The sequence below is a fragment of the Photobacterium frigidiphilum genome (genome assembly GCF_003025615.1).
Classification (GTDB): Bacteria; Pseudomonadota; Gammaproteobacteria; order Enterobacterales; family Vibrionaceae; genus Photobacterium; species Photobacterium frigidiphilum.
Genome location: NZ_PYMJ01000002.1, coordinates 260,334 through 276,685 on the forward strand (window position 1 = coordinate 260,334; position 16,352 = coordinate 276,685).

Consider the following 16,352-nt stretch of genomic DNA (forward strand, 5'->3'; position numbering starts at 1 on the left):
ATTCTTGTTCTTTATCGTAACTTAGTAAACAAGGAATTACATTTTTAAATCACGCAATGTTACTTTGATGTAAACAAATGTTTGAAAAATGTTGTGATTGTGCAATATACTGGTCAGACCATAATCAAAAAAGAATGGAAGCCATGGACGATAAATCTTACCCTCATCTTTTAGCACCGTTAGATCTTGGTTTTACCCAATTGCGCAATCGTGTGTTAATGGGATCAATGCATACTGGGCTGGAAGAATCTCGCGATGGTTTTAAAAAACTCTCTGCTTTTTATGCTGCTCGTGCCCGCGGCGGAGTGGGTCTGATTGTAACGGGTGGCTTTTCACCTAATTTTAGGGGGCGTTTGCACCCCTTAAGTGCAGAATTTAGTTCTGCTCGTGCAGCGCGTGCTCACCGAACAATAACCGATGCCGTCCATGCAGAAGGCGGAAAGATAGCCCTACAGCTTCTTCATGCAGGTCGTTACGCTATGCACCCTTTAGCGGTGAGTGCTTCAGCGATTCGTTCACCTATCTCTAAATTTACCCCAAGAGAAATGAGTTCTCGTCAAATCAAGAAAACGATTGAAGCCTTTGCTAAAAGTGCAGAATTAGCACGCGAAGCAGGTTATGACGGTGTCGAACTGATGGGTTCGGAAGGGTATTTAGTCAATCAGTTCATTTGCAAGCGTTCAAATCATAGATATGACGAATGGGGCGGCAGTTACGAAAACCGTATTCGTTTACCGATTGAACTAGTTAAGGCAGTAAGAGCCCGAGTAGGCAAAGAGTTTATTATTATTTTCCGCATCTCAATGCTGGATTTAGTTGAGCAAGGTAGCACCCAACAAGAAGTGGTTCAGCTAGCAAAAGAATTAGAAAAAGTAGGCGTCACCATTTTAAATACGGGTATTGGTTGGCATGAAGCGCGTGTTCCAACGATTGCCACCCAAGTACCAAGAGCTGCCTTTGCATGGGTAACCGAAAAGCTGAAAAGCGAAGTTAATATCCCATTGGTTACCTGTAACCGAATCAATACGCCACAAGTTGCTGAAGATATTCTCTCGGCTAATCAAGCTGACATGGTATCAATGGCAAGACCATTCCTTGCTGACCCTGATTTTGTTGCGAAAGCTGAGCAAAATCGAGCAGACGATATTAATACGTGTATTGGTTGTAATCAGGCTTGTTTAGATCATGTGTTTGTAGGTAAACGTGCAAGTTGTTTAGTGAATCCACAGGCCTGTTACGAAACCGAGTTAGTGTTAAAACCAACAGCAAGCGAGCGAAGTATTGCGATTATAGGCGCGGGACCTGCTGGGTTAGCATGTGCGGTTGCGTGTGCTGAACGTGGTTTCTCTGTTGATTTGTTTGATAAAAATGATTACGTCGGTGGTCAATTTAACTTAGCGATGCGTATTCCGGGTAAAGAGGAATTTAAAGAAACAATTCGCTATTTTACACGTCGGTTAGAGCAAACAGGCGTGGTTGTGAAATTGGGACATGAAGTTCAAGCTGATGAGCTGAAAAGTTACGATGATGTGGTGGTCGCAACGGGGGTGAAACCGCGTATTCCAAATATTCCAGGTGCGCTTGATAGCGACAAAGTGATTGATTATCAAACTCTGATTCGTGACAACGTGCAATTGGGTCAAAAAGTGGCAGTGATTGGTGCGGGTGGCATTGGCGTGGATGTATCAAGCCTGTTAACGGAGCCCGATCATCAAGATCTAGATGCTTGGCTAAAAGATTGGGGTATTGATAAAACCATCGAACATGCAGGTGGTTTGTATCCTCATGAACAATATGTAAGTCAACGTCAGGTATGGTTGATGCAGCGTAAACCGGGCAAAGTAGGCAGAGGGCCGGGTCGTACTACAGGTTGGATTCACCGTAAAGTGTTGGAAAAACGTGGTGTAGAGCTGTTGGGCGGTGTGAGTTACGACAAGATTGATGACAAAGGCTTGCATATCACCGTTGAAGGCCAGTCTCGTATTTTGGATGTCGACCATATTGTGATGTGTGCCGGGCAAACATCTGTTGAAGCCTTGTCTGCAAAGTTGCAAGCATTGAAAATCAATACACATGTTATTGGTGGTGCCGATGTCGCTGGTGAAGTGGACGCTAAACGCGTGATCCGTCAAGCGGTAGAGTTAGCAGCAAAACTGTAACCATGGCAATGTCGAAGGTAATCAGGCTTAGATTCAAATAGTAAGTGCATAAAGGGAATAATTATTCCCTTTTATTTACAGGGTTTTACGCGAATAGTTTTATGATATTGTAAGAACAATTATTATTTGCAGTTCGAGGTTGCTATGGATGCATTAACGCTACTATTAAATCGTCGCTCATTACCTAAGCTAATGGAGCCTGCACCGCAAGGCGAAGTGTTAGATAATATCTTTCGTGCGGGTCTTCGGGCTCCAGATCATGGTGGTTTAACACCTTGGCGTTTTATTGTTTCACAAGGTGAAGGCTTGCAAAAATTTGCGGCTATTCTTGTAAATGCAGCCAAGTTTGATGGCGCAGATGAATCAGTGATTGAAAAAGCGAGCAAAGCTCCGTTTCGTGCACCAATGATTATTACAGTGGTCGCAAAAGTGGCAGAACACGACAAGGTCCCTGTTATTGAACAACATTTGTCGGCAGGGTGTGCCACTCAAGCCATGCAAATGGCTGCGGTTGCACAGGGCTTTTCTGGCTTTTGGCGTACTGGCAAATGGGCTTATCATTCTGTTGTGCGTGAATCACTCGGTTTAACCGGAGATGATTTGATTGTCGGTTTCCTGTATATGGGCACCCCGGGTTGCCGTGAAGCGAAAGTGAATGAGCGAGATGTCAGTCAGTTTGTTGAGTATTTATAAAAGAGATAACGCAACAAATAACGTTCAGCAATCAATAAGCTAGAATAAATCTTCTTGAATAAATATAACGCTTTGTTGAGTGATCAACAGGGCGTTTGTTGTTTATAGGAGTGCATTAACGCTGATTGATCGCCGTGATAAAAATGTCTCTCTTTTGATTGTAATCAAGCCCTATAGATGACACCTGCACCTTGCAGGAGTAGTATTCACGGTTCTCAAAATTATTTCGGAGCGTATCATGGAAAATGTTCGCCTTACTCAATACAGCCACGGTGCAGGATGTGGTTGTAAAATCTCTCCTCAAGTTCTTGATACTATTCTCCGAACTCAGTTAGCACCCTTCTCTGATCCTAATCTTCTTGTCGGTAATGAAAGTAAAGATGATGCGGCTGTTTATGATTTAGGTAATGGCACTGCTGCAATCAGTACCACAGATTTCTTTATGCCGATTGTCGATGACCCATTTGATTTCGGTCGTATTGCGGCGACAAATGCAATCAGTGATATTTATGCGATGGGCGGTAAGCCAATTATGGCGATTGCAATTCTAGGTTGGCCTGTCAATGTACTGGCACCAGAAATCGCTCAACAAGTGATTGAAGGTGGTCGTTCAGTGTGCCGTGAAGCGGGTATCTCTCTTGCTGGTGGTCACTCGATTGATGCGCCTGAGCCTATTTTTGGTCTTGCAGTAACTGGTATTGTCGATACCGATCGGGTAAAGCGTAATAACCGTGCGGAAAATGGCTGTAAGTTGTACTTAACTAAGCCGTTGGGTATTGGGGTATTAACAACAGCAGAGAAGCAATCTAAGTTAGCGGATGAGCACAAAGGCTTAGCACGTGACTGGATGTGTAAACTGAATATTCCAGGCCAAGACTTTGCCGATGTTGAAGGCGTTAAAGCCATGACAGACGTGACAGGGTTTGGCTTGATGGGGCACCTAAGCGAGATTTGTGAAGGTAGCCAACTAAAAGCACGTGTTGATTTTGATAGTGTACCGTACCTACCAGGTGTGTTTGATTATATCGCACAAGGTTGTGTACCGGGTGGCACCACGCGTAACTTTGATAGTTACGGTCAAAAATTAGGTGTAATGACAGAACAACAAAAAGCGTTGTTATGCGATCCACAAACATCGGGTGGTCTACTTATTGCCGTAACCCCTGATGCGGAAACGGAGCAGCAGCTGCAAGCGATTGCTGCTCGTCATAATATTGACCTGCAAGCTATTGGTGAAATGATGCCGTTAGACGGCGATACATTGATTGAGATTTGCTAATGCCACGCCAAAATTGTGAAGATTTTCGTCAGTTGTTTGTTAATGATACCCCGTTGATGGATATGCGTGCACCGGTCGAGTTTGTCCAAGGTGCATTTCCAACATCAACTAATCATCCTTTAATGGAAGATGAAGAACGTAAAGCTGTTGGAACATGCTACAAAGCGCATGGTCAAGATGCAGCCATTGCATTGGGTCATCAGCTAATCAATGGCGATATAAAAGCAGCACGACTTGCACAGTGGAAGGCATTCGCAGAAGCAAATCCAAATGGCTATTTGTATTGTTTTCGTGGTGGGTTACGTTCACGTATTACTCAGCAATGGCTAAAAGAAGCGGGTATTGATTACCCGATGGTTGTCGGTGGATATAAAGCCTTACGCCGTTTTTTAATTGATACTATCGATACGGTTGCGCAGCAGCCGATGACGATTGTTGGTGGTAATACTGGTAGCGGTAAAACCATCATGGTGAATGAACTTGCCAATGGTATTGATTTAGAAGGCGCGGCAAACCATCGCGGCTCTTCATTTGGTCGTTATGTAACGGCGCAACGAACACAAATTGATTTTGAAAATGTATTAGCTGTGGAAATGCTTAAAAAGCAAGCCCAAGGTTGTACGCACTTTGTGTTTGAAGATGAAGGTCGTGCTATCGGTTCTACAAGTGTGCCGCTATCAATTAATGCAGCGATGGGCAATGCAGACGTAGCGATTGTTGATGATCCGCTAGATGTGCGTATTGATCGATTAATTGATGATTATGTTGTGCGTATGCAGCGTGACTATATTGCACTAAACGGTGAGCAGCAAGGCTGGGAATTATTCACTGAATACCTTGAGCGTGGCATGTTTGGTATTCGTAAGCGTCTTGGTATGAAGCGCTATGAAGAATTATTGGTAGCGCAACAACAGGCAATTGCAAACCAGAAAAGTAATGGTTCATTGACTGAGCATGATAATTGGTTACGCCCACTCTTAATTGAATATTACGATCCAATGTATACCTATCAGTTAAGCAAAAAAGCGGATCGCATTGTGTTCCGTGGTAATTATCAAGAAGTCAAAAGTTGGCTAGCTGATAAATAAAGTTGGTTAGTTGATAAATAAAGACAGCAAGCCAAACTGATTAAATCGAAAACACCCCGTATTTTCTATGCTTATGATTAGGTGCGAATACGGGGTGTTTTCTTTTAACTGTTTTTATTTAACTGTTGTTATATCCAGTATTATGTTGCCCGTTCACTCGCTTTTCGGTACAGTTTATTCATCTTTTTTGTCATTGTGTATTATTTGAATGACTCGTCTATATATTGCAGAAAAACCCAGCTTAGGTCGTGCGATTGCCGCGGTATTACCTCGCCCTCATAAAAATAATAATGGTTATATTGAAACCGGAAATGGGGACATAGTAACTTGGTGTATCGGGCATTTGCTGGAACAGGTTGAACCTGATGCCTATGACGAAAAATACAAAAAATGGAACATGACAGATCTGCCTATTATTCCAGAACAATGGCAGCTTTCTCCACGTAAATCGGCTAAACAGCAATTGGCTGTGGTGCGTAAACTCGCTAAACAAGCCACTGACATTGTGCATGCTGGCGACCCTGATAGAGAAGGGCAATTATTAGTTGATGAAGTGATCGATTATGTTAAAGTTTCCGCGAAAAAGAAAACGGAAATTCAACGTTTATTGATTTCAGATTTAAACCCAGCAGCGGTAAAACGTGCCTTATCAACCATGCGTAGCAACCGTGAATTCATCCCTTTATCAGTTTCTGCTTTAGCACGCTCACGCGCTGATTGGCTATACGGTATGAATATGACACGGGCGTACACATTACTCGGTCAGAAAGGCGGGTATCGGGGCGTATTGTCTGTAGGGCGAGTACAAACACCTATTTTAGGCTTGGTGACTCGACGTGATGACGACATTGCGAATTTTAAGCCGAAACCCTTTTACGAAGTATTTGCGCTGATCCCTTATCAAGATATGGATATTCGTGCGCGCTGGAAGCCAAGTGAGGCGTGCCAATCTTGGCAAGATGAAGAAGGGCGAGTGCTCAGCCGCCAGTTGTGTGAGAACGTGCTCAAGCGTATCAAAGGGCAACCAGCAGAAGTGACTGAGTCTGAACGTAAAGAAACGCGTCAGGCGCCGCCTTTACCGTATTCTTTATCAGCGTTACAAATTGATGCTGCCAAACGATTTGGTATGAGCGCTGCTGATGTGCTGGCGAACTGCCAGTCATTGTATGAAAAGCATAAAGTGATTACTTACCCTCGTTCAGATTCTCGCTATTTACCCAGCGAGCACTTCAAACAAGCTAACGATGTATGCCGCGCGGTGGCATCCAATGCAAGCGAGTTGTCGAATGCATGTAATGGCGCAAACACAACGTTGAAATCGAAAGCGTGGAATGACAAAAAAGTGGATGCTCACCACGCTATTATACCGACCCCAAAGCAAATCAGCCCGAACGCATTGAGCGGTAGCGAGAGTAAAGTTTATCAATTGATTGCGCGTCAATACGTCATGCAATTTTATCCTGCTGCGATTTATGCTGAAGCGAAGTTAGTGTTTACCATTGCACAAGGGCACTTTATTGCCCGTGGTCGTCAGCTAATGAGTGCCGGATGGCGAGAATTATTAGGGCGAGATCAGGCTGAAGACAAAACCAAAGTCACTGGAAATAGTGAGCAAGGGTTAACAGATAAAGTCCCTCCTCTTGAAAAAGGTACGGTTTTAACCTGTCGAGAAGGTGAACTTAAAGACAAAATGACCGAGCCACCAAAAGCGTTTACTGAAGCTACTTTGCTACAAGCTATGACGGGTATCGCCCGTTTCGTTTCGGATAGCTCACTGAAAAAGATACTTCGAGATACAGACGGCTTAGGTACAGAAGCGACTCGTGCGGGTATTTTAGAGTTATTATTTAACCGACAGCTACTGATGCGCCAAGCGAAAAATATTCATGCGACGGATGCGGGGCGAGGGCTCGTTTATGCATTACCCGATGAAGCAACATACCCTGATATGACGGCTCATTGGGAGCACCAGTTGCAAGATATGGCTGATAAAAAATGTGCTTATAAGCCCTTTATGGATGCTTTGCAGCAGCAAGTTAGTCAATTAATGGATAAAGTGAAATACAGCGAAGTACCTGAAAGTCTGCGTCAATTGAAATCACCAGAACCTAGAAAACCAATGAAAAAAAAGCGTTATACTAAAAGTAAGAAAAGCTAAATGACAAAATAGCAATTACGCCCTTGTGATTTGGCTTTATACAGTGCCATATCGGCTTGTTTGAATAATTCATGATAAGAACGGTGTGCCGCAGGAATAACAGTACTAACACCAATACTGATTGTGACGATTGTTGAGTTGCCGTCAGTATTAGCACATTTCGTTCTTGTTAGTTGAAGCTGTTGAATTTCATCTAATGCTTGTTTGGCCGAATATTGTGCTGCATGTGTATCTTGCCCTGGTAGCAAGAGCACAAACTCTTCACCTCCGTAGCGAGCAAATAATGCACCTGCTCTACGTTCTAGTTTTTCTAATGTGGTAGCAATAGCCTTTAAACACAGATCACCAGCAGCATGCCCGTAATTGTCGTTGTAAGATTTAAAATTATCCACATCAATGATTAATAAGGATAAAGGTAGTTGATGCCGTTCAGCTCGACGCCATTCTTCGATGATTCTTTCATCAAATACTCTACGATTAGCAATGTTAGTAAGCGGATCGAGTTTCGATAAGCTTTCTAGCTTTTGATTCACAAGTTCAAGCTCTGCGGTTCTTTCTGTGACGCGTTGTTCCAATTCTTTATTGAGGTTTCTAAGGTTCTCTTCAGCTTGCCTACACACGATATTCTGAGAAAGAATAAAACCAAATTGTTTGAGTAAGTGAGGGTGGTAGTCATGCAGTGGGGTGCCTGTTAGTAGGTTGTCGCAAGCTATCCAACCTACGGGTGTGTCTTCATCCCATAATGCAATGTAACAACTCCAACCAAAGCCAACTTGTTTAAGATTGTGATACAGCGGTGTATTATTTTCGATAGCAAGGTATTCTTTATTTGAACGGGTGTGTGTTAAAAACCATTGATTAGGAATGTCGGATTCAAAATAATTTTCATCAACCGTTTTACCATGCAGATCCGTACCATAAGTACCGCGCATACGGTTATTTTTGTTGCTAATAAAAATGGCCATGCGATCAATTTGTAATTGTTTTTTTCCTTCTTCAACAGCAGTGTAAAGCATCTCGTTCATTGAGTGCGTACGCCAAAGCTTAAAAGAAATATCATGCAATGCTTGTAGTTGTTCTAATAAGTTTTTTTGCTCGTGCTGACTAATTTCTAATTCACGCTCAGCTGAACGCCGTCCCCAATGCTCATCTTGAATTGACTGAGTAAGAAAACCTGTATCAACTTCAGAGGCTAATAATGAGGTTAGCGTGGAGAATGCCTGACAATCTAGCTGTGGTTCGCTAAGCGGTATATCAACCACTAAGCATCCTATAATGCGAGATCGACGCTCTAAAGGTAGCCATAAACGTTGTACATCATGTTGGCGTGTAACATGTGGTTGGTTGTGCTTTGTGAATTCTATGATGTGATCCAATGGAAAATGATTACTATCAGAAATCTCACAAGGAGGAGATTGATAGTTTATCCCTTGGCGATTCATCTCAAGCAAAACTTTCCACGTTGATTGAGAGTCGACAATGATTTGGCAATGCAGTGCATTAAAGCTTTCACAAAAATTACGGCAAGTTAACTCACAAATTGTACGCAAGCTATGGGCCTTTCCCCATTGCTCGATAATTCTCTGATAGAAAATACTTAGCTGTTGATTACTTGCCACTAGCGCAGTTCCAAATGATATGTATATTATTAATATGAGCTTATTTTTAACCAAATTACGCTAAAAGTATGCGCATACCCCACACTATGTTGTGATACTTCGTATAGATTTATAAAATTGCGATGTATGCCTCATCGGCACATCATGACTTTTCTCGATAACGATAAATCATCATGAAAATTTATACTGAGTGTTAAGAATGAGACAAAGATAGATGCCTTGATTGACTAGTTTTAAAGACTAAAGCAATGAATTGCGAGGGCACTGATGTTCTTAATTGTGCGTATAAGTATTGCTGCTGGTATGTTGATTATTTTGAGCGGATGCTCTGCTACACGGCATGATCAGTTATCGAATTTAGGCTTCACTCGACACTATCTCGATGGCTATCAAGATGGGTGTAATAGCCGTAAAGAAGATCTGAATACCTACTTAGAGGGTTTTCGTCGAGATCCCGAGCGAATGAAGGTTGAAGATAAATATGCGAGTGGTTGGAATGATGGTTACGAACAGTGTTATGCCGATAATGCTGAATACCATTAACGTAGTCAACTTTAGGTTCAGTTCCAATGTGTCAACTTATCTCAGGACGGGACACTATTTTAGGACGAGACAGTTGATATAAAAAAGGCAACGAAATCGCTGCCTTTAATTATTGCGGGTTTGGTTGAAGGCTAATTTGGCTGGTAAAAGCGTTTTAGTTCATTCATTACCTGCATTAAAGTCGATAACCTAGGTTTACCTTCACTCATCAGCTTGTAATCTTCATCGTAAACACGGTAATTACCGTACTTATCAACGACAGTCGTGCTGTTTTTCTGAATCATAACGATATCACGGTCATCTCCAGCGAGAATCCAGCGTCGTTTGGGATCTTTCTCAAACAGGTTCGTACCACTGCTGTACGTTGTTGGTGCCGAAGCTACTTCTAGTAGTGATTCCATTAGGGTCGGTACAACATCTAAATGACTGGTCATACGGTCAATTTTTGCTGGTGCTTGCTGTGGCCAATGTATAACCATAGGTACTTTCAATTGGTACTGGCTATAATTGGTGTCTGCACCCCAGCTATTGGTACCTGTTTCGTTAAATTCAGTACCGTGATTAGCTGTGATAATTACAATCGTGTTATCAAGTACCTGTTTACGTTGTAGTTCATCAAGAATATCAGCAATTTGCTGATCAACATGATATGCCGCGTTGCGGTAACTATTTTTAAGCAGCAGATTGGAATCTACGCCTACGGTATTTATTTTAACGGTACCCAGTGAAGGGGTGAATTGTGGTACATAATCACCACCTTCTTCGAATTCTTCCACAGAGGTCAGCTCTAGATAACTGAACCATGGGTTATTATTCTGTTCACCTAACCAAGTTGTCCAATCTGCAATTGCTAGATTATCGTTAGTTTTTTGCTCTGATTTTTTTGATAATTGCTCTTCAAGCTGTTTATCATTAAAAATAGCTTGAGAGTAAATTGAAGATTTAAATTGATTACCACTGAACAGGCCAAAGTCATAACCGCGTTTCTCCAATGTATTCAGGAGTATCGGGGTAGTTCCTTCTGCGCGTACGCTATTAACGTAACCACCAGGTAACCCGTAGAACAAACCAAAAATACCCACTATGTTGTCATTGTTAGCACTGTAATGATTGGTGTAGTTTACATTTTGGTTAGCAAACGCAGATAGGTTGGGCATGGTTTTGTTGTTAACCATGTCACTGCGAAGGTTATCAACCATAACGACGAGTAGGTTTTGATCTGTACCCAAGCCATCAAAATTCAACTTCTCGGTTGGGTAGCGAATGCGCTGGCTTTCACTTAAGCCTTGTTCGGCACTCCGCTTGGCATAATCTTGAAGATCAAGTAGCCCGTGCTTTTCCATAAAGCTTTTCGCTGTCATTGGGTATGACAATGGAAAGTTTGAACGTTGCATAGTGACAGGATGATACAAGTTAGCATCAGCCCAAATATATAAAAGATGGCTACCCAGGAAGGACATGCCAAACACGATAGCGATAGGTACGCCAACATGCTTACGTGTGAGCTTCCTGAGTTTACGCCATAACCATTCAGACAGAATTAACTGTAGAAGGAAGATGATCGGAACAACAACAAAGAGGTACTGCCAACGGGCATTCAGATCGGTTTTCTCACCACTTAACAACAGATCCCAAACAAGGGGGCTGAGGTGTAAGCTAAGACTTTCGTAAGCATGAGTATCTAACAACAAGATCGTTAGACCAATCGTGCCGACTAATACGGCAAAAAACCGCATTAAGCGTTGTGAGGGGATCAAAAAGCTCGCAGGGAAAATGATTAAGATGTAAAGACCAAATACCAGAAAGCCAAAATGACCAACCCAACTCAATAAGAGGTAAAGTTGTCCAAGTAGCGTTTCTGGCCATTCAGAATGCACAATATATCGCGAGCCCAATAGCATGGCTGCGATAATATTGAAAAAGCTGAACCAGTGTCCCCAGCTAATTAGCTGTGAGACTTTGTCTTTATAATTATTTCCGCTGGCGACCATATATGTCAGTTCTTCTCAGTCTTAAATGTCGTTTACTACAGCAAACTTAAATCTTATTTAGTTGACTTAAGCAGAGCTTGAGAAAATTGCTCGGCAATTTCTTTTTTCTTTGATGCTGGAACATCGGCATTGATGATGTTGGTTGCAATGTTACCTACCACCATCAGCGCTAATTCCGCTGATGCATCATGCTTTTCAAGTACGTCAAACACATCGCTAATGATCTGTTCAATTTTTTGATTTGTATATTTTGAAGTAATTGGCATAGGAAATCTTGTTTAATGTCTTAGTTTAAAGTTTAAGAAAGCGCTCTATAATAACCCACACTCTAGTCTTACTGATAACCTTTTCCATTATGAGTCTTACACTTTCTAATGTCATCCTTCATCAGCTGACAAAAAACGATCAAGATGAAATTGAAATTAACCTAAGAAATCAGGTGCTTGATACCAATTCTTCTACTGAGGGGCTAGTTGCTGAACTGCATCGAGTATACAGCAGTAAAGGGGCAAAAGGCTTCGCTCTCTTTGCTGAAGATAGTGAATTTTGTCATTGGTTGAAACAATATCGCACTGGCGAAATGGATTTTTTAACTTTTTCTAACCAATCTGCACAGCGTTTACAGGTTGAATTAGCAAAATATCCCTTTGCTGAAGCAGGTACATTGGTGATGACAGAATACCAATCGCTGGCCACTGATTATTTATTTATTGGTTTGTTGCCAACTTGCCACAGCATGAAAGTGACTGAGCAATTAGATATCAGCGCCACCGATTACCTTGATGTCGCTAAAATGGATATTGTTGCCCGTATTGATTTATCCTCATGGGAGACTAATTCGGATTCAAATCGTTACCTAACGTTCATTAAAGGGCGTGTAGGTCGAAAAATTTCAGATTTCTTCCTTGATTTTCTGCAAGCTGTTGTTGGTCTTGATGCAAAAGAACAAAATCAAGTGTTGATGCAAGCTGTTGAAGATTTTTGTGCTGATTCTCGTCTTGATAAAGAAGAGAAGCAGCAATACCGCAAGCAAGTTTATGATTATTGTAATGGCCAATTACAAGCTGGCGATGAAGTGGCGGTTAAAGAATTGGCGGGTGAATTACCACCAGCAGAAGACGGCACTAATTTTTATGAATTCACGTCAAAGCAGGGCTACGAACTAGAAGAAAGCTTCCCTGCTGATCGTACCGCGATGCGTAAATTGACCAAGTTTGTGGGTGCTGGTGGTGGCATGTCGATTAATTTTGACAGCATGCTATTGGGTGAGCGTATTTTTTATGATGCGGAAACCGATACCTTGACGATTAAAGGCACTCCTCCAAACTTGAAAGATCAGTTATTACGCCGTTTGAACTCTGATAATTAATCGTTAGGGATTAGTACCTAGTACTTAATACCTAGCAGTTAATACTAGGCACTTAATACATAGTATTCGACGGCTTTTACTCAAACCACCTAGCGTGCTTTTGTGAAAAACAAGGGTGAGCGAAAGTGGTTTTTTTGTGCCTGTTTTTCATGTCTTATTCGTATCCACCAAGATATTGTCTACTATTTCAATGATACAAGACAAATTTCATATTAAAGTATTGATTGCTGTTGTCCTTACTTTAAATTTTAACTTGTCAGGTGGTTAAATGCGTAAAGTGCAGTCGCTCAATAGTAGGCGTACTCGTAAAATACTTAATGTGATGATTTTTATTATTGCAGCTTCTGTGGTGGGGGTGAGCTACTTTTCTTATCAATCTTCCCAAGCATTGAATACTATTTCTCAAATTTCGAGTCTAGAAAGCGAGGCAGAACAACATCTAAATGGCTTGTTAGTGTATGTATCAAGGTTGGCGTTGTTCAATATGGTACTGATGGGCATAACATCACTGCTGGCTATTACTTCAATGTTTACTGCCGTGAAGCTACTGACTTTAGTCGAGGGGTTAGAGCGTTCTGAAGTTGTAGAGCGTTCTGAAACAGAAGAGCGATCAGATACAGTAGAAACACACGCAGAAGAGGCGACTTCTGTAAATACGAATGTGACTAAAAAACGTGACGAACAATCCTCTGCAGTATCTCAAGATTCACCTCAATCGACGAGTCGTCTTGATTCATCAGAAGATACGCTCTTAGATATCAATTATATTTTAGAGAGTATGAGTGGCGACAAAGAATCGGTTGTGATGTTGTTAGAGGTATTTCGAGAAGAGCATTCAGCTGACGGACTACGACTGAGAGAATTGATTGAAGGTTCACAGATCGAAGAGGCATTACGCTTAGTACATAATTTAAAAGAAGTTGCGGGTAGCCTTGGTGCTCCAAGATTAAAAGCTGAATCTGAACGACTAGAAAAGAGCTACCAGCAACAAGAACCTGTAACTGTTAATGATGCCGACAAATTGACAGATATTATTTATTTAGTGATTAATGCGATAAATGAATACTTGGCCGCTGAAATTGAAGGTTCAAGTGATATCGTTCTGAATGTAGAAGCAAAGAAGACCTCATCTACCGTAGACGCAAGTAATGAAGCTAATGAAGCGTCGGGGAACACCAATCTGTCAGATACTGATAAGAAATCGTTGTCTCCTGAAGTGGCATCAAAGGCTGCTATCGATATTCCACTTATGCTAGAAGTGATGGATGGCGACTCAGATTCTGTGCAAATGCTTTTAGACATATTTATGGATGAACATGCTGCTGATGCGGAAAAGTTACACTGCTTAGTTTCACAATGTGAACCATCGAATATCAGCGAACCAGCGATCAGAATTGTGCATAGTCTCAAAGGTTTGGCTGGTAGTTTAGGTGCTGAAAAATTAAAAGTTATAGCGGGTGACATTGAGATAAAGTTTATACAGCATCGCGTTGTGAGTGAGGCGGATTATCGTGCTTTATCCTTAGCTCTAGATGAATGTATTACGTACGCTATGTCTTATATTTCTGAAGGGTCGAATGTTCATGCTTAAAGCTTGAAAGCGCAAACTTTATTACAGTATTTTACTCTGTAAAATGATGAATTTATCAACATAAAAGTGTGATCAAAGTATTATTTTGATCTTAATCAACAATCTGATTATGCAGCGGTGGATAATAGCCGCACTATGACAGTACTAAATAGACATTCAGTTCGTACGCAACGTGAACTGGATACAGTGACGGCGATGATTCGTCTATATTGTAAAACGTTGCACCGTGGGGCGATTACTTGCCCTGAATGTGAAAGTCTTTTCGAGTATGTTGAAAGCAGAGTGGTCAATTGTCGTTTAGGCGATGAAAAACCAAGTTGTTTACAATGTCAGGGGCATTGTTACCAATCAGCAAAACGTTTGCAAATCATGCATGTGGTACGCTGGTCGTTACCAAGGTTCTTGTGGCGGCATCCAGTTAAAGCGCTACAGTTTAAATTCGATAAGATGCGTTCAAATACTATTTTATCTTCACGTAGAACAGGCGATATTAAATAGCTTGATGATGGTGAACGATTAGATAGCGAAGGGCGGGAGCCACTGAAGTAGAGTGTTACAAAGGCTGTGTTTTGATAGTTGTTTTTCGGTAATCATCAAATTACCGAAGTACAGTTAACAGATCACAGCCTTTTTTATTACATATGTTTTATATTAACCAGCAATTTTAGTTAATACTTTCATCAGTAGCTTAATACGAGGTTCGATAGTATCGAGCTCTAAGTACTCATCAGCACTGTGAAAGCCTGCACCAGCAGGGCCATCAAGTGTTGGAATGCCCATTACCGCTGTTAGGTTGGCATCTGAGCCACCCCCCACTTCTTGCCACTTAATATCGATACCAAGCTCTTTGCCTGATTCTTCAACTAATGCCATCAGTGCTTCTGTTTTCTCTGTTGGCACCATTGATGGCTTGTGCGCTTCACGTTCAACCGTGATAGTCACACCTTCAACAAAGGGTGTTTCTGTTAGTGCACGGATTTTTGCATCAGCTTCTGCGTATTCGTCATTATCCCAGAAACGTACATCAACAACTGCTTCTGCTGAATCAGGTACAATGTTCGCACCCGCACCACCTTTGGCAATACCGACATTTAACGTCGTACCTGATTCAAAATTGGTTAAATTGTTTATCGCCAAAACCCAGTTAGCCATTTCCGTAATAGCACTGCGACCGTTCTGTGGTTCATTACCAGCATGCGCAGCTTTACCTGCGAATGTTAGACGGTAACGAGCCATACCTTTACGTGCTTTCACTAAAGAGCCATCAGCACGTGCTGCTTCTGCAACAAGTACATTCTTTGCATTAACGGCAACGCTTTTTAGCCATGATTCTGAGTGCAATGAACCGATTTCTTCATCAGGGTTCATGCAAATGCAGATAGATAGTTTATCGAGTGTTTCTTTGTCCATATTACGTAAAGCATGAACAACATTAAGTAGGCCTGATTTCATGTCAGAAACACCTGGGCCGTATGCGCGTTTTTCATCAAACGTCATTGGTCGTGCAGCGACGGTTCCTTCAGGGAAAACAGTATCCATGTGGCCAATAAGCATTACGTCGATATCGTTGTTTTCAGGCTTGTTGCGAACTTCTATGCCAGTACCCGCAATACCACAATCGGTACGTTTAACGTACCAGCCCATATCCAGATATTTTTGCTGCATCTGAGTGGCAATAACTTCGATACCGTCCTTAGTATACGTACCGCAATCAACATCAATTAATGGGCGTAGCTCTTGTAAGTAATTTTCTAGAGAGAAATCTTGTAGGGCGAAAGTCATCGGAAACTCCAAAGAGACTCAGTGGTGAGTTTTAATCGCGAAAAGAAAGGAGAGAGCAGAGACCTCTCTCCATTGACATC

13 protein-coding genes are annotated in these 16,352 nt (G+C 41.8%); 9 read left to right on the forward strand and 4 right to left on the reverse strand.

What is annotated here, in order from left to right:
* Positions 1-143 precede the first annotated feature (143 nt).
* From C9J12_RS03340 to C9J12_RS03360, 5 genes are all read left to right on the forward strand, one after another.
* Positions 144-2,159, forward strand: coding sequence for an NADPH-dependent 2,4-dienoyl-CoA reductase (locus C9J12_RS03340; RefSeq protein WP_107241404.1), 2,016 nt, complete (start codon positions 144-146; stop codon positions 2,157-2,159).
* Between the two features lie 144 nt (positions 2,160-2,303).
* Positions 2,304-2,852 carry an NAD(P)H nitroreductase gene (locus C9J12_RS03345; RefSeq protein WP_107241405.1) on the forward strand — a complete coding sequence of 183 codons (549 nt, stop codon included), beginning with the start codon at positions 2,304-2,306 and terminating at the stop codon, positions 2,850-2,852.
* A 238-nt stretch (positions 2,853-3,090) separates the two neighbouring features.
* Positions 3,091-4,131 (forward strand): selenide, water dikinase SelD, encoded by a 1,041-nt coding sequence (gene selD, locus C9J12_RS03350; RefSeq protein ID WP_107241406.1) that lies wholly within the window; start codon positions 3,091-3,093, stop codon positions 4,129-4,131.
* Positions 4,131-5,219, forward strand: a complete 1,089-nt coding sequence (gene mnmH / locus C9J12_RS03355; RefSeq protein ID WP_107241407.1) for a tRNA 2-selenouridine(34) synthase MnmH — start codon at positions 4,131-4,133, stop codon at positions 5,217-5,219. The genes selD and mnmH overlap by 1 nt, the downstream gene beginning before the upstream one ends.
* A gap of 208 nt (positions 5,220-5,427) precedes the next feature.
* Entirely contained in the window at positions 5,428-7,377 is a 1,950-nt protein-coding gene (locus tag C9J12_RS03360; protein ID WP_107241408.1) for a DNA topoisomerase III, read from the forward strand.
* Here C9J12_RS03360 and C9J12_RS03365 read toward each other — a convergent pair.
* A complete protein-coding gene (locus C9J12_RS03365; RefSeq protein ID WP_107241409.1) occupies positions 7,374-8,996 on the reverse strand; it encodes a sensor domain-containing diguanylate cyclase in 1,623 nt (540 codons plus the stop codon). The genes C9J12_RS03360 and C9J12_RS03365 overlap by 4 nt on opposite strands.
* Positions 8,997-9,263: 267 nt before the next feature.
* On the opposite strand from C9J12_RS03365, the gene C9J12_RS03370 reads away from it, so the two are divergent.
* Complete coding sequence (locus C9J12_RS03370) at positions 9,264-9,539, forward strand: hypothetical protein (protein ID WP_107241410.1); 276 nt, start codon at positions 9,264-9,266, stop codon at positions 9,537-9,539.
* Between the two features lie 131 nt (positions 9,540-9,670).
* Here C9J12_RS03370 and C9J12_RS03375 read toward each other — a convergent pair whose 3' ends face one another.
* A complete protein-coding gene (locus C9J12_RS03375) occupies positions 9,671-11,530 on the reverse strand; it encodes a DUF3413 domain-containing protein (RefSeq protein WP_107241411.1) in 1,860 nt (619 codons plus the stop codon).
* A gap of 53 nt (positions 11,531-11,583) precedes the next feature.
* Entirely contained in the window at positions 11,584-11,796 is a 213-nt protein-coding gene (locus C9J12_RS03380; RefSeq protein ID WP_006233037.1) for a YejL family protein, read from the reverse strand.
* A gap of 89 nt (positions 11,797-11,885) precedes the next feature.
* Here C9J12_RS03380 and yejK point away from each other — a divergent pair, with 89 nt between their 5' ends.
* From yejK to C9J12_RS03395, 3 genes are all read left to right on the forward strand, one after another.
* Positions 11,886-12,899 (forward strand): nucleoid-associated protein YejK, encoded by a 1,014-nt coding sequence (gene yejK / locus C9J12_RS03385; protein WP_107241412.1) that lies wholly within the window; start codon positions 11,886-11,888, stop codon positions 12,897-12,899.
* A gap of 268 nt (positions 12,900-13,167) precedes the next feature.
* Positions 13,168-14,490, forward strand: a complete 1,323-nt coding sequence (locus C9J12_RS03390) for an Hpt domain-containing protein (RefSeq protein WP_107241413.1) — start codon at positions 13,168-13,170, stop codon at positions 14,488-14,490.
* Between the two features lie 135 nt (positions 14,491-14,625).
* On the forward strand, positions 14,626-14,988 hold the full coding sequence (locus C9J12_RS03395; protein ID WP_107241414.1) for a nitrous oxide-stimulated promoter family protein: 363 nt from the start codon (positions 14,626-14,628) through the stop codon (positions 14,986-14,988).
* Positions 14,989-15,141: 153 nt separating this feature from the next.
* Here C9J12_RS03395 and C9J12_RS03400 read toward each other — a convergent pair whose 3' ends face one another.
* Complete coding sequence (locus C9J12_RS03400) at positions 15,142-16,272, reverse strand: M20 family metallopeptidase (protein WP_107241415.1); 1,131 nt, start codon at positions 16,270-16,272, stop codon at positions 15,142-15,144.
* Between the last annotated feature and the right edge of the window lie 80 nt (positions 16,273-16,352).

Excerpts from the sequence above, each read along its gene's own strand:
- C9J12_RS03340 (WP_107241404.1), top strand. The coding sequence starts at position 144 with ATGGACGATAAATCTTACCCTCATCTTTTAGCACCGTTAGATCTTGGT.
- C9J12_RS03345 (WP_107241405.1), top strand. The coding sequence starts at position 2,304 with ATGGATGCATTAACGCTACTATTAAATCGTCGCTCATTACCTAAGCTA.
- selD (WP_107241406.1), top strand. The coding sequence starts at position 3,091 with ATGGAAAATGTTCGCCTTACTCAATACAGCCACGGTGCAGGATGTGGT.
- mnmH (WP_107241407.1), top strand. The coding sequence starts at position 4,131 with ATGCCACGCCAAAATTGTGAAGATTTTCGTCAGTTGTTTGTTAATGAT.
- C9J12_RS03360 (WP_107241408.1), top strand. The coding sequence starts at position 5,428 with ATGACTCGTCTATATATTGCAGAAAAACCCAGCTTAGGTCGTGCGATT.
- C9J12_RS03370 (WP_107241410.1), top strand. The coding sequence starts at position 9,264 with ATGTTCTTAATTGTGCGTATAAGTATTGCTGCTGGTATGTTGATTATT.
- C9J12_RS03375 (WP_107241411.1), bottom strand. The coding sequence starts at position 11,530 with ATGGTCGCCAGCGGAAATAATTATAAAGACAAAGTCTCACAGCTAATT.
- C9J12_RS03380 (WP_006233037.1), bottom strand. The coding sequence starts at position 11,796 with ATGCCAATTACTTCAAAATATACAAATCAAAAAATTGAACAGATCATT.
- yejK (WP_107241412.1), top strand. The coding sequence starts at position 11,886 with ATGAGTCTTACACTTTCTAATGTCATCCTTCATCAGCTGACAAAAAAC.
- C9J12_RS03390 (WP_107241413.1), top strand. The coding sequence starts at position 13,168 with ATGCGTAAAGTGCAGTCGCTCAATAGTAGGCGTACTCGTAAAATACTT.
- C9J12_RS03395 (WP_107241414.1), top strand. The coding sequence starts at position 14,626 with ATGACAGTACTAAATAGACATTCAGTTCGTACGCAACGTGAACTGGAT.
- C9J12_RS03400 (WP_107241415.1), bottom strand. The coding sequence starts at position 16,272 with ATGACTTTCGCCCTACAAGATTTCTCTCTAGAAAATTACTTACAAGAG.